Annotated in this window: 12 protein-coding genes; 11 read left to right on the forward strand and 1 reads right to left on the reverse strand. The window is 36.6% G+C overall.

Annotated features, from left to right (window positions below; genetic code table 11):
- The first annotated feature begins 116 nt into the window (after window positions 1-116).
- The 9 genes from C2I06_RS21800 (at window position 117) to C2I06_RS21840 (ending at window position 11,685) form a co-directional block, all read left to right on the forward strand.
- Window positions 117-1,862 carry an adenine deaminase C-terminal domain-containing protein gene (locus C2I06_RS21800; RefSeq protein ID WP_095333436.1) on the forward strand — a complete coding sequence of 582 codons (1,746 nt, stop codon included), beginning with the start codon at window positions 117-119 and terminating at the stop codon, window positions 1,860-1,862.
- Between the two features lie 133 nt (window positions 1,863-1,995).
- A complete protein-coding gene (locus C2I06_RS21805; RefSeq protein WP_095333434.1) occupies window positions 1,996-3,039 on the forward strand; it encodes a DUF3048 domain-containing protein in 1,044 nt (347 codons plus the stop codon).
- Window positions 3,040-3,098: 59 nt separating this feature from the next.
- Complete coding sequence (locus C2I06_RS21810) at window positions 3,099-3,413, forward strand: YerC/YecD family TrpR-related protein (RefSeq protein WP_095333432.1); 315 nt, start codon at window positions 3,099-3,101, stop codon at window positions 3,411-3,413.
- A 907-nt stretch (window positions 3,414-4,320) separates the two neighbouring features.
- Window positions 4,321-5,013, forward strand: a complete 693-nt coding sequence (pcrB, locus tag C2I06_RS21815) for a heptaprenylglyceryl phosphate synthase (RefSeq protein ID WP_123258837.1) — start codon at window positions 4,321-4,323, stop codon at window positions 5,011-5,013.
- Window positions 5,014-5,067: 54 nt separating this feature from the next.
- Window positions 5,068-7,299: a DNA helicase PcrA gene (gene pcrA / locus C2I06_RS21820; RefSeq protein WP_095333428.1), complete on the forward strand. Its 2,232-nt coding sequence runs from the start codon at window positions 5,068-5,070 to the stop codon at window positions 7,297-7,299.
- Window positions 7,300-7,316: 17 nt separating this feature from the next.
- Window positions 7,317-9,341, forward strand: coding sequence for an NAD-dependent DNA ligase LigA (ligA, locus tag C2I06_RS21825; protein WP_095333426.1), 2,025 nt, complete (start codon window positions 7,317-7,319; stop codon window positions 9,339-9,341).
- Entirely contained in the window at window positions 9,338-10,453 is a 1,116-nt protein-coding gene (locus tag C2I06_RS21830) for a CamS family sex pheromone protein (protein ID WP_095333424.1), read from the forward strand. Before ligA ends, C2I06_RS21830 begins: the two co-directional genes overlap by 4 nt.
- Window positions 10,454-10,621: 168 nt before the next feature.
- Window positions 10,622-11,080 (forward strand): YueI family protein, encoded by a 459-nt coding sequence (locus C2I06_RS21835; RefSeq protein ID WP_095333422.1) that lies wholly within the window; start codon window positions 10,622-10,624, stop codon window positions 11,078-11,080.
- Between the two features lie 176 nt (window positions 11,081-11,256).
- On the forward strand, window positions 11,257-11,685 hold the full coding sequence (locus tag C2I06_RS21840; protein ID WP_047945001.1) for an organic hydroperoxide resistance protein: 429 nt from the start codon (window positions 11,257-11,259) through the stop codon (window positions 11,683-11,685).
- Between the two features lie 64 nt (window positions 11,686-11,749).
- Here the strand turns inward: C2I06_RS21840 and C2I06_RS21845 are convergent, their stop codons facing one another.
- The gene (locus C2I06_RS21845) at window positions 11,750-12,184 is read right to left on the reverse strand and encodes a MarR family winged helix-turn-helix transcriptional regulator (RefSeq protein WP_095333420.1); all 435 of its coding nucleotides are present in this window, start codon (window positions 12,182-12,184) and stop codon (window positions 11,750-11,752) included.
- Window positions 12,185-12,342: 158 nt separating this feature from the next.
- On the opposite strand from C2I06_RS21845, the gene C2I06_RS21850 reads away from it, so the two are divergent.
- Together C2I06_RS21850 and gatC are read left to right on the forward strand one after the other, a co-directional pair.
- Window positions 12,343-13,173 (forward strand): VanW family protein, encoded by an 831-nt coding sequence (locus tag C2I06_RS21850; RefSeq protein WP_123258838.1) that lies wholly within the window; start codon window positions 12,343-12,345, stop codon window positions 13,171-13,173.
- Window positions 13,174-13,460: 287 nt separating this feature from the next.
- A complete protein-coding gene (gene gatC / locus C2I06_RS21855; RefSeq protein WP_095333415.1) occupies window positions 13,461-13,751 on the forward strand; it encodes an Asp-tRNA(Asn)/Glu-tRNA(Gln) amidotransferase subunit GatC in 291 nt (96 codons plus the stop codon).

Consider the following 13,751-nt stretch of genomic DNA (forward strand, 5'->3'; position numbering starts at 1 on the left):
TTTATATGGTAAAATAATGTTAATCTTAGGGAATTCCATACAAATTCTTCATCTTATAAAGAAAAATCGTTACATTTTTATATACAGGTAACAGATATGAAAAGGGAGGAAGCGTAGTGTTAGCTCAGCGATATCGATGGAAAAACAAAGTTTTGCGTGACCATGTATCCATTTTGAATGGTGAAAAATCCCCTTCAATCGTTTTAAAAAATGCAACATATTTAAATCAGGTATTACGAAAGTGGTTACTTGCTAATATATGGATATATCAAGATAGAATTATTTATGTGGGCAATGATATGCCCAAACAAATAGATCAAGCAGAAATTGTTGATTGCACTAATCTTTTTTTAGTTCCAGGATACATTGAACCACATGCGCATCCTTTTCAAATTTATAATCCCCTAACCTTAGCCCAATATACATCACAATTTGGAACAACGACACATGTGAATGATAACTTAGTTTTGGCTATGCAGTTAGAAAAAAAGAAAGCGTTTACTTTTTTAAACTTCATGAAAGATATTCCTTCCACTATATTATGGTGGAGCAGATATGATGCCCAAACAGAGTTGCAAGAGGAAGAACTAATATTTTCTCATGGGAATGTAAAAAGTTGGCTGGAGCATGATGCAGTTATTCAAGGAGGAGAGCTAACGGGATGGCCGAGGCTTCTCGATGGTGATGATATGATGCTTCATTGGATGCAGGAGACGAAACGATTAAGAAAAAGAATTGAGGGGCATTTTCCAGGAGCATCGGAGAAAACACTGGCCAAATTGATGTTGCTGGGAGTGGATAGTGATCATGAAGCAATGACTGGGAAAGAAGTGTTAAATCGTTTGCTCCAAGGATACAAAGTTAGTCTTCGTTATTCGTCTATTCGCCCAGATTTACCGAAATTATTAAAGGAAATAAAAGAATTGGGCATTGAACAATATGATTATTTTATGCTAACAACAGATGGATCTCCTTCTTCCTTTTATGAAAATGGCCATATTGATCAGCTTATTCGGATTGCGATGAATCATGGCGTACCAGTAATAGATGCCTATAATATGGCAACCATTAATATCGCTAAATATCATGGAATGGAACATTTGCATGGGAATATTGCAACGGGAAGAGTTGCAAATATCAACTTTCTGAAGGATAAAAAAAATCCAACTCCTGTTTCTGTATTAGCAAAAGGAATTTGGGTGAAAAAAGATGGAAGAGAAATGAGAGATGCGTACCCTATTGTTGATTGGAAACAGTTTGATTTAAGTCCATTAGATATAAAGTGGAATGTAAATAGTCTTGATATGCAATTTTCAATGCCGTTTGGAATAAGCTTGGAAAATGCCGTCATTACAAAGCCCTATTCCATTTCAATTAATGTTTCTGATACTATTCTCACAGAGGAACATGATGAATGTTATTTCATGTTGATTGACCGAGAAGGAGAATGGCGAATCAATACTTTATTAAAGGGTTTCTCCAATAGAATCGGAGGAATGGCGAGTTCTTATACAGGTGATGGAGATATTGTGTTATTAGGAAAAAGCCAAAAAGATATGATAACCGCATTTGAACGATTAAAAGAAATAGGCGGAGGGATTGTCTTAGTGAAAGATGGCAAGGTTGATATAGAAATTCCTTTGCCATTAAGAGGGATGATGGCTTCCATGTCGATGGAAGAATTAATTGAAAAGGAAAAAGAACTATTCGACTATATAAAGGACAGAGGTTATCGTTATGAAGACCCAATTTATACAATTGTATTTTTCACCTCCACTCATTTACCATATATTCGGATAACCCAAAAAGGTTTATATGACGTAATGAATAAAACTGTACTCTTTCCAGCGATAATGCGTTAAAATATAAAAGAGTCCTATTGTTTAATTAGAATATTCTGATATATTTAATAGGTAAAGTTCTATTCTCTTATAAGGAGAGTAGTTATATAGTCACAACATTCCCATTGCACCAATAACGAAATAGGAGGGGACTATGAAGAAAAGGTGGTTTGTTTCTCTATTTCTGCTTTTTGTCTTAACAGCCTGCAATAGTGAACCGAAAGATGTTGGAAAACATAATGGTAATCAAACTGGCAATGGAGCTAAGGAAGAAGAGGGAATAAAAGATCTTTCTACTTTGTATCCACTAACTGGGCTCCCTAGTAACACAGAAAGTACGAATCGTGCAGTTTCTGTTATGATTAATAATCATCCTAAAGCGAGACCTCAAACAGGACTGACAGAAGCAGATATTGTGTATGAAGTATTAGCAGAAGGAGAAGTTACCCGATTTCTAGCGATTTTTCAAAGCTCAATCCCTAAGCTTATTGGTCCTGTCCGTAGTTCCCGAGACTATTATATCGAGCTAGCAAAGGGTTATAATAGTTTATATATTGCACATGGATATAGTCCAGAAGCAAAAAAACTACTTACAAACGGTTATATTGATAATTTAAATGGGATGGAGTATGATGGCACCCTCTTTAAAAGGTCCCCTGACCGAGTTGCACCTCATAATTCTTACATAAGCTTTGCTAATATTGAGAAGGGGGCAAATGCAAATAATTATTCACTAAAAGGGGCACCAGAATCTTTGTTATTTTTAAATACAAAGGAGTTAGAGGAAATCGAGGGAGAAGAGTCAAGCTCGATCAACATTAATTATGGGAAAAATCCAAACTATAATTCACAGTTTTTATATGATCAGGATGTTCAGAAATATATTCGTTTTTCAAATGGAGAACAAACAATAGATAATGAAACAAAAGCAACTGTGGCGGTAGATAATGTTTTTATTATTGAAACGAGTCATAAGGTTGTTGATAATAAAGGAAGAAAAGACATTGATTTACTATCTGGCGGCAATGCGTATTTGTTACAGCATGGAAGATGGCAGGAAATAGATTGGAAAAATATAAACGGGCGAATTCTCCCCTTTAAAGAAGATAAACAAGTTGGACTCATACCAGGAAAGACATGGATAAATATTATTCCTTCTACTCCAGGATTAAAGAGTGCTGTTACGCTGAAAAAATAATTAAATAGTTTTTTATAATCCATGTAGTTAATTCATTAAGGAAAAAATGGAGGTATCCTATGCAAATAGATAAATTAAGAGGAAGAGAGTTGGATCAATTATTTGAGTCCATTCTCTCCCTAGAGAGTTTAGAAGAATGCTATCAGTTTTTTGATGATTTATGCACAGTGAATGAAATTCAATCACTATCACAGCGGTTAGAAGTTGCAAGGATGCTTCGAGAAGGCAATACTTATCATACAATTGAAAAAGAAACAGGTGCAAGTACCGCAACTATATCTCGTGTAAAACGATGCTTAAATTATGGTAATGACGCGTATGAACTAGCATTATCAAGAATTAAGAAAGAAGAACAGACCGAAACGGAAGAATAGGATAAAGGGATGTCCCCAAAAAAGATTAAGTCCACGCGATTTTCTTTTTTCGGACAACCCTTTTTTTATTTTAGAAAGAATAAACATACTTACTTGTTTTGTGAATCATGAAACAATTGCTTTGCCTATTTCGTCCAATAGTAAAAGTGCTATAAATTCTAACCAGGTGCCCTGCGATTTTCTGATCGTCTAGCTCCGGCGCCTACCGCCTAGCAAACTTCAGGACACCTCCCTACGATAAGTCAACATCGGCTCACTAGTGTTCACCGTGTTTCCTATATCTTAGTCGATGCCCCTCCAGTTTGAGCGGCGGTAATCAAGGCGCCTACGCTTTTCTGATTGTCTAGCTCCGGGCACCCAGGAGCTGCTGGGCTTCGCGCCCTTTCCCTACGATAAGTCAACATCGGTTCACTGACGTTCACCGTGTTTCCTATATCTCAGGAAAGGTCACTCCATCCCACACGCTCCTACCGGGTGCCCTGCGCTTTTCTTGATTGTCTAGCTCCGGCGCCTACCGCTTAGCAAACTTCAGGACATCTCCCTACGATAAGTCAACATCGGCTCACTAGTGTTCACCGTGTTTCCTATATCTTAGTCGATGCCCCTCCAGTTTGAACGGCGGTAATCAAGGCGCCTACGCTTTTCTGATTGTCTAGCTCCGGGCACCCAGGAGCTGCTGGGCTTCGCGCCCTTTCCCTACGATAAGTCAACATCGGTTCACTGACGTTCACCGTGTTTCCTATATCTCAGGAAAGGTCACTCCATCCCACACGCTCCTACTGGGTGCCCTGCGCTTTTCTTGGCACCAAGAAAAATTTACAAGAAATTATACGGTAGGATTTCTTTTTTGATGGAATATCTAATGCTATAATGAAATGATGTAATGGTTAGAATGGAGGAAGTTTGCATGTATGATGTGCGCGAATGGCGTCATGTATTTAAATTAGACCCAAATAAGGAAATTTCAGATGAAGCATTAGAAAGTTTATGCGAATCTGGTACAGATGCAATCATCATTGGCGGAACAGATGGGATTACGTTGGATAATGTATTGAATCTCATGGCTCGTGTTCGTCGCTATACAGTACCTTGTATATTAGAAGTGTCAACAATAGATTCGGTTTCACCCGGATTTGATTTATATTTTATTCCTACGGTTTTAAATAGCAGTGATCCAAAATGGATAACTGGTCTTCATCATGAAGCAATGAAGGAATACGGAGAACTAATGGATTGGGATGAATTTCTTATTCAAGGCTATTGTGTTTTAAACGAAGATTGTAAAGCTGCAAAATTAACGAGTGCGAAAACAAATTTATCAGAAGAAGATATTGCAGCCTATGCTTTAATGGCAGAGAAGATGTTTCATTTGCCTATTTTTTATATGGAATACAGTGGGAGTTATGGAAATCCTTCGTTAGTTAAAGCGGCTAAAAGTCAATTGAACGAGACGTTCTTGTTTTACGGTGGAGGAATTGAGACTGTGGAACAGGCAGAGGAAATGGGAAGATATGCGGATGTCATTGTAGTCGGAAACGTTATTTATAAAGACCTATCAGCCGCATTACACACAATTGAAATAAAAAAGAGCAAGCGTTGAATAAACAATAAAGCTAAGTTAAAATAGAATATATGTTCTTATGGTGGTGAAAAGATGCAATTTTTAACAGATAAAATTTTAAATGGATTAAATCCTGAGCAAAAGGAAGCAGTAAAAGCAACAGATGGCCCTCTCTTAATAATGGCAGGGGCAGGAAGTGGAAAAACCCGAGTTTTAACACAGAGAATTGCTTATCTTATGGTGGAAAAGGGAGTCAATCCATACAATATCTTAGCAATTACGTTTACCAATAAAGCAGCGAAGGAAATGCGTCAGAGGATAGCAGCTGTTTTAGGTGGAGCAAGCGAAGAAATATGGATATCAACTTTTCACTCTATGTGTGTACGTATTTTGAGAAAAGATATTGATCGAATTGGATACAATCGTAATTTTACAATATTGGATACGACTGATCAGCAATCTGTTATTAAAGGTATTTTAAAAGACCGTAATATCGATCCGAAGAAATATGATCCCCGTGCTATTCTTGCAAGTATTAGTTCTTCCAAAAATGAACTTGTAACTCCAGAGGAATTTGCGAAGACTGCTGGTGATTACTTCTCACAAATAGTTAGTGATGTATATACAGAATATCAAAGACGTTTACGAAAGAACCAAGCATTAGATTTTGATGATCTAATTATGCAGACCATTAATCTTTTTCAAAGAGTACCGGAAGTTTTGGAATACTATCAACGTAAATTTCAGTATATTCATGTGGATGAGTATCAGGATACGAATAGATCGCAATATATGCTGGTCAAGCTTCTAGCAAGTCGATTCCGCAATTTATGTGTAGTTGGTGATTCTGATCAGTCTATTTACGCATGGCGTGGTGCAGATATTTCAAATATCCTTTCTTTTGAAAAGGATTATCCAAATGCAAAAGTAGTAATGCTGGAACAAAATTATCGTTCCACCAAAAGAATTCTACAGGCAGCAAACCAAGTCATTGCTAATAACTCTAGCCGTAAAGATAAAAACTTATGGACAGAGAATGAAGACGGAAGCAAAATTTACTATTATCGAGCAGATAGCGAGCAAGGAGAAGCACAATTTGTTATTGGGAAAATTCAAGAATTAAGAAGAGAAAGCTCTTTGAATTTATCAGATATAGCTATTCTGTATCGAACAAATGCACAATCTCGTGTTATGGAGGAAATGCTTCTTAAAGCCAATATTGAATATTCGATTGTTGGAGGTATAAAGTTCTATGATCGAAAGGAAATTAAGGATACGCTTGCTTATCTTCGCTTAATCGCTAATCCTGACGATGATATTAGTTTTCAACGAGTGATTAATGTTCCAAAACGTGGAATTGGCTCTAGTTCTGTTGATAAGATTGCCAATTTCGCAGCAATGCATGATATGTCTATGTATCAAGCATTAGAAGCTGTTGAATTAATTGGTTTAAGTCCAAAGATTACAAAAGCTGCCAGTGAATTCCGTGATTTGATTCAAAATTATACAAGAATGCAGGAATACTTATCTGTAACAGAACTTGTCGAAGAAGTTATTGATAAATCTGGTTATGTAGATATGCTAAAGGCAGAAAAGTCGATTGAGGCTCAAAGTAGATTAGAAAACATTGAAGAATTTATGTCCGTATCGAAGAACTTTGAGGAAGCTAACGATGATAAATCGTTAATTGCATTCTTAACAGATTTAGCATTGGTTGCTGATATTGATAAGTTAGATGATGACGGAAATCAAGCGGATTCGGTTGTCTTAATGACCTTGCACTCTGCAAAAGGTTTGGAATTCCCAATTGTTTTCTTAATTGGTCTGGAAGAAGGTGTGTTCCCTCATTCCCGTTCATTAATGGAAGAAACGGAAATGGAGGAAGAACGACGCCTTGCATATGTAGGCATTACGCGAGCTGAAAAGCAATTATATTTAACCAATGCACAGATGAGAACGTTATTTGGACGTACCAATATGAATCCACCTTCTCGTTTTGTAAAAGAAATTCCAGAAGATTTACTAGAAGGATTAAATCCAGTTTCAAATAGGCAAAGAATGGCTTCTCCTCAAAATAGTAGTCGAAGCTCTTACACACAACAACAGCCAACAAGAAAGGCTGTTATTCGTCCTGCGGCAGTTGCAACAGGCGGTGAAGGAATCGGATGGAGTATAGGCGATAAAGCAGTCCATGGAAAATGGGGCACTGGTACAGTTGTAAGTGTAAAAGGCGAAGGCGATTCAAAAGAATTAGATATTGCTTTTCCGAGCCCAGTAGGGATTAAACGATTATTGGCTAAATTTGCACCGATTCAAAAAGGATAAGGAAAGGAAACGGATATATGGAACAAAACCTTGCAGAGAAGCGAGTAAAAGAGCTGCATAATTTATTAAATCAATATGGATATGAATATTATGTTCTGGATAATCCTTCTGTTCCTGATTCGGAATATGACGCATTATTAAATGAATTAATCCAGTTGGAGGAAAAATTCCCAAGCTTAAAAACCAATGATTCTCCATCCCAGAGAATCGGAGGAGAAGTATTGGATATGTTCTCAAAGGTTCAGCATCAAAAGCCGATGTTGAGCTTAGGAAATGCATTTAATGAGGCGGATTTACGTGATTTTGATCGGAAGGTTCGTGCAGTTATCGGTGATGATTTTTCATATGTTTGTGAATTAAAGATAGATGGGCTTGCTGTTTCTCTTCGATATGAGAATGGTTTATTTGAGCAAGGAGCTACACGAGGAGACGGAACCACTGGAGAAGATATTACAGCGAATCTCAAAACAATTCGCTCCATTCCGCTCCGATTAAATCAGGCGGTGAGTTTAGAAGTCCGTGGAGAAGCATTCATGCCAAAAAAGTCGTTTGAGGCACTGAATAAAGCGAAAGATGAAAATGGAGAAGAGCCATTTGCAAATCCACGGAATGCTGCAGCAGGCTCGTTACGTCAATTAGATCCTCGCATTGCGGCTTCTCGAAATTTAGATATTTTTCTCTATGCGATTGGAGACGCTGGGCAGACTGGTATTCAATCTCATAGCGAAGGCCTTGATTTATTAGATACTCTTGGCTTTAAGACGAATAAAGAAAGAAAAAGATGTGCAACCATCGAAGATGTTTTACATTATATTGAAGGCTGGCAGGAAAAACGCCCTCACTTGCCATACGAAATAGATGGTATTGTGATAAAGGTAGATAATTTAGTACATCAAGAACAGCTTGGAACAACCGTGAAAAGTCCAAGATGGGCGATAGCATATAAGTTTCCAGCTGAAGAAGTAATGACGAAGCTTCTAAGCATCGAACTAAATGTTGGAAGAACAGGTGTGATTACACCTACTGCTGTACTTGAGCCAGTAAAGGTTGCGGGTACAACAGTGAAAAGAGCTTCCTTGCATAATGAAGACTTAATAAGAGAAAAAGATATTAAGCTTGGCGATATGGTCGTAATAAAAAAGGCTGGAGACATTATTCCAGAAGTAGTAAATGTTTTAGTAGAAAAAAGAACTGGTGAAGAAGAAGAATTTCTGATGCCAACTCATTGTCCTGAATGCGAGAGTGAACTTGTACGTATCGAAGGGGAAGTGGCCTTACGATGTATTAATCCAAAATGCCCAGCACAAATTAGGGAAGGCTTGATTCATTTTGTTTCTCGAAATGCAATGAATATAGACGGACTAGGTGAGCGAGTAATCAGCCAATTATTTTCCGAAAAACTAATCGAAGATGTTGCTGATTTATACACTTTACAATTCGACCAATTAATTCAATTAGAAAGAATGGGCGAAAAATCTGTTCATAATTTATTAGAAGCAATTGAAGCATCAAAGCAAAACTCCCTTGAAAGGTTATTATTTGGTTTAGGAATTCGACATGTAGGGGCCAAGGCGGCCAAAACAATTGCGATGGAATTTAAAACAATGGACCAGCTTATGGTAGCCACTAAAGAGGATTTAACAGCTATTAACGAAATTGGTGAAAAAATGGCTGATTCGATTGTTACTTTTTTCGAACAAGAAGAAGTAATCGAATTAATTACTGAGCTTAAAACATATGGTGTTAATATGGAATATACCGGTCCATTACCAATAGCAGTAGAAGAGAGTGATTCAGTCTTTTCTGGCAAAACAATTGTATTAACAGGAAAGCTAGAGCAGCTTTCTCGTAATGAAGCAAAAGAACAAATTGAATTATTAGGTGGTAAAATAACAGGAAGTGTTTCAAAGAAAACAGATTTAGTGATTGCAGGGGAAGAGGCAGGAAGTAAACTGACAAAAGCGGAACAGCTAGGCATTGAAGTTTGGGATGAGGAAAGACTTATGGCAGAATTGAAGAATAAAGGTGTGTTTAACGAATGAAGAAACACGTATTGATGGTGTTGGTACTAGTATTGGTTCTATCAGCTTGTGCACCAAACTTTAATAAAGAAGAAAAAGTAAAGACAGAGGATGTAGATAGTAATACGACGGAAACAGCTATTCTGCCGAACTATAAAATCTCTGATGATTATTATAAGGTAGTGGTTCCATTTAAGCCATCTGAAGCAAGAGGATTAGTAGTAAACAATTTAAATACTCGTTATGACATTGCTGAATTTGAAACAGGCTTAATGAGAATTGCACAAAATGCCTATGACCCTGAAGAATATTTTTTTCAAGAAGGTCAGTATTTAGATAAAGATTTAATCACCAGCTGGCTGGGCAGAAAGTCAGAAAAGAATCCTGATGGGCTAAACCCAGCAGGCAAGGACAAGGGTAAAGTACCTGTTTATTTAGCTCATATACTGGAGCATGATTATTTGGTGAAAACGGATGATAAGAGCTTAAAGCTTGGGGGAATTTCCATTGGTTTAGCAATGAATTCTGTATACACCTATGAAGAAAAGGGCGCGGCTAAGGAGCTTAAAATTGATCGAACAAAGCTTGAAAAAGAAGGAAAGAAAATTGCAGCAGAAGTAGTCAAAAGAATAAGAGGAGTCGAAGGTCTTGGACAGGTTCCGATTATTATCTCTCTTTTTGAGCAAAAGGAAAGCTCTTCAGTTGTACCTGGAAACTTCTTCGCTTACGCAAAGATTGCAGGAAACAGTAATAGTATTGGTGATTGGGAAAGTATTAACGAAAAATATGTATTATTCCCAAGCTCTGATACAAAATATAAATCAGAAGTAGATGCATTTTCTTATTTCAAGCAAGATATCGAGAAATATTTTCCTAACTTTAATGGTGTGGTCGGAAGAGCTTTCTACGTGAATGATAAAATGCAGAATTTAAGTATCGAGATTCCGATTCAATTTTATGGAGAAGCAGAAGCGCTCGGCTTCACACAATTTGTCGCAGGAAAGGTGATGGAGCATTTCCCTCCAAATAATTCTTCTTCTGTACAGGTTAGCATTACATCTGTTTATGGACCAGAAGCATTAATTGTTCGTGATGTAGATGCAGAAGAGCCGTATATTCATATTTATCAATAATGATGGAGAGTGTTCAGCATCATGCTTCCCTTAAACGAGTGGAATGAATGATGCTTGTCACTCTTTTTTTTGTATGATGACAAAAAAAGTTCAAAAAGGTACAAGGTTTTTTACTAGCGGATTAGAGTATAGTATGGAAAGAGGAATCTATTTAAAGGAGTTGTGAGTATGTCATCAAACCCTAACTTAGATGATTATATGCAAAAGGGGATGTATGGGGCGAAGGAAACAAAGCCAGAAGAACGAAGAAAATTTCTCAGTACCTTAAGAGAAAGAGTGGTGATTGCATTACAGCAATCACAAGTAATGGAACCATCCCCCTATAAGGAAATATTAGATGCGATGAAACAGAATCCGGGTGCGAAGCTATATTTAAATGGTCATCTAGACTATTCGTACTTATCGAAGTATATCAAGGAAGCTAACGAAGCCCATATGGAATACACGATTGTAACCAATAAGGAGGCAGACAGTGATATTGGTTTATTAATTGCTTATGATCATGCGATTAATAAAGAAGATATATATATCGGAGAGCCAAAAACGGATTTAGTTGCAGAGGAATCTTCAAAAACAGATCAGAAAAAGGGATTGCTTACGACGATTGGAAAATGGTTTAGTAAATAAGAAATGGCCCAAAAGAAAATCTTTTGGGCTTTTTATTATGGATTAACATTGCGTGCATGTTTACTTCTCTTGAAATAGGTAAATAAAAAAAGAAAGAAAGTAAAAAACATTTGTGTTGTCCAATTATATTGTGTACAATGTAATTGCGAAAACAAAATTTATTGGAGGAATGAATCATGAGCGATACAATTCTTACAACGTCTGTTACAGCAACTGGAGGAAGAGAAGGAAGAGTAGAATCTGAAGATTATGTTATTCAATTTGATACAGCTATGCCAGGTACACAAAGAGCGAAGGAATTGGAAGATGCGACAAATCCAGAGCAATTATTTGCAGCAGGATATGCAGCATGTTTTGACGGGGCGCTACAATTAATGGCACAGAGAGAAAAAGTTAATTTTGAATCTGAAACAACAGCTAGTGTCAGCTTATTAAAGGATGAAACAGATCAAGGATTTAAACTAAGTGTTAAGTTATCTGTAAAAGGAACTGGAATTGAAAAGACAGTACTAGAGAATTTAGTACACAAAGCTCATAATTTCTGCCCGTACTCAAAAGCAACAAGAGGTAATATCGAGGTACAATTAGAAGTTGTTACAGCTTAATATTTTGTAAAAGAGAGAAGAAGGAATTTGAAATTTCTTCTTCTCTCTTTTATATTTCCTTATGTTATTTCGTTAAATTTTGCAAAAGCAATTGAAGGGATTGCTTTAAATCATTGATTTCCTTATCCGATTTTTCGAAAAGTTTTAGGATCTCTGTTGGAATACACTCAGCTTTTTGTTGTAAAGAAGCACCTTTTTCCGTTAATGTAATTAGTACCGAGCGCTCATCTTCAAGGGAACGTTTGCGTTCTAGTAGTTGTTGCTGTTCCATTCTTTTTAGCATCGGTGTTAATGTACCCGAATCAAGATATAAATGATGTCCCATTTCCTTTACACTAAGGCTTTTATGCTCCCAAAGTAGTAAAAGTACTAAGTACTGTGGATACGTTACATCGAGCTCTTCCAACAATGGTTTATATTTTTTCGTCAATTCACGAGAACTTGCATATAAAAGAAAACAAAGTTGATTTTCTAATTTTAATGCATCTAATTCATTCATTTTTGTCACCTAGCTTTTTAGTCTTCTTCTAAATATAAACTATTGTAGCGGATTTTGCTTCCTTTTCCTATCTATTTGCAGAGAATAACCTGAAAAAGAAGGAGTTTATAAGTAATTAGCGAAATAAAGTAGGAAAAGGAAAAAAATGGAGAGTGAATATGGATATCACAGCGTTAAGACCAAAAAAAAGATCAGCCTTGCGCCTTTATGTCGGAAAGAAATACTATATAACCAAAAGATATGCCCAATGGATCATAGCAAGAAAACAATATGCGATGAAAAAACAAACCGCTTTATTACCCCATTCTTATTTTACCCATAAAACAATGCTCTTAAGAGAACTAAAAGATGTAGATATGAAACTGCAATATAATAAAATTGTTAATTTGAAAATAGCTGTTTCAAAAATAAATCAGATCGTACTAGAACCAGGAGAAACCTTTTCCTATTGGAGAACAATTGGAAGGCCGACATATAAAAAAGGTTACGTTGATGGCATGGTTCTTTTTGCAGGAAGTTATCGGACGGGCGTTGGCGGGGGACTATGTCAGTTGTCTAATCTTATTTATTGGATGGCCTTGCATACCCCGTTAACCGTAGTGGAAAGACATCGGCATAGTTATGATGTTTTTCCGGATTCTAACAGAACACAGCCGTTCGGAAGTGGAGCAACCTGTTCCTACAATTATTTAGACCTGCAAATTAAGAATGAAACAGATACCTCTTTTCAACTATGCCTCGAAGTGACAGATTCTCATTTGAAAGGAGAATGGAGAGGAGCATCGCCAAGTTTATATCGTTATGATGTATTTGAAAAGGCACACCAAATAACCCCCGCTTATTTCGGAGGTTATATCCGCCATAACCAAATTTATCGGAAAAAGTATAACAGGAGAGGAGTATTATTGGAAGAAGAGTATATTACAGAAAACCATGCAATAATGATGTATGAGCCACTCCTTACTTCTGATGAGGAAAATATACCATAAAAAAAGAAGAGAAAACAGCTCTTCTTTTTTTGTATTTAAAGGAAGGGACAATCATCTTAGACAAGATGGTATAATAAGAGAAATGATACTGATTAAATGTAAAGATTTTTTATTTTGGAAATAGCTAATGGAAATTCAATTAGGTTAATGGTAGTGGAAAGACATTATTTTTTGTAGAAATCGCCTTCTGACAAGATATATTCCTTCTTTCGGTTGCTTTCCTATTGATTTGTTTGCTATTATCAGATTATTGTGTTGTACGTATAATGATGGAGGTGACATACATAATGTCAAGAATAACAAAGGAAGAAGTAAAACATGTTGCCAATCTTGCTAGACTTGAAATATCAGAAGAGGAAGCAGAGCTTTTTCAAAAGCAATTAGATGCTATTATTTCTTTTGCAGAAGAACTAAATGAGCTAGACACAGAGGGGATCGAGCCAACTTCCCACGTTTTAGATATGAAAAATGTGTTGCGTGAAGATGTACCAACAAAAGGTCTGCCTGTTGAGGAAGTTTTACGTAACGCACCAGATCATCAAGATGGGCAAATTAAAGTTCCATCTATTATGGAGTAA

This window comes from Niallia circulans, from assembly GCF_003726095.1.
Taxonomy (GTDB): Bacteria; Bacillota; Bacilli; order Bacillales; family Cytobacillaceae; genus Niallia; species Niallia circulans_A.

Coding starts and splice junctions, on each gene's coding strand:
- C2I06_RS21805 (WP_095333434.1), top strand. CDS start 1,996: ATGAAGAAAAGGTGGTTTGTTTCTCTATTTCTGCTTTTTGTCTTAACA.
- C2I06_RS21810 (WP_095333432.1), top strand. CDS start 3,099: ATGCAAATAGATAAATTAAGAGGAAGAGAGTTGGATCAATTATTTGAG.
- pcrB (WP_123258837.1), top strand. CDS start 4,321: ATGTATGATGTGCGCGAATGGCGTCATGTATTTAAATTAGACCCAAAT.
- pcrA (WP_095333428.1), top strand. CDS start 5,068: ATGCAATTTTTAACAGATAAAATTTTAAATGGATTAAATCCTGAGCAA.
- ligA (WP_095333426.1), top strand. CDS start 7,317: ATGGAACAAAACCTTGCAGAGAAGCGAGTAAAAGAGCTGCATAATTTA.
- C2I06_RS21830 (WP_095333424.1), top strand. CDS start 9,338: ATGAAGAAACACGTATTGATGGTGTTGGTACTAGTATTGGTTCTATCA.
- C2I06_RS21835 (WP_095333422.1), top strand. CDS start 10,622: ATGTCATCAAACCCTAACTTAGATGATTATATGCAAAAGGGGATGTAT.
- C2I06_RS21840 (WP_047945001.1), top strand. CDS start 11,257: ATGAGCGATACAATTCTTACAACGTCTGTTACAGCAACTGGAGGAAGA.
- C2I06_RS21845 (WP_095333420.1), bottom strand. CDS start 12,184: ATGAATGAATTAGATGCATTAAAATTAGAAAATCAACTTTGTTTTCTT.
- C2I06_RS21850 (WP_123258838.1), top strand. CDS start 12,343: ATGGATATCACAGCGTTAAGACCAAAAAAAAGATCAGCCTTGCGCCTT.
- gatC (WP_095333415.1), top strand. CDS start 13,461: ATGTCAAGAATAACAAAGGAAGAAGTAAAACATGTTGCCAATCTTGCT.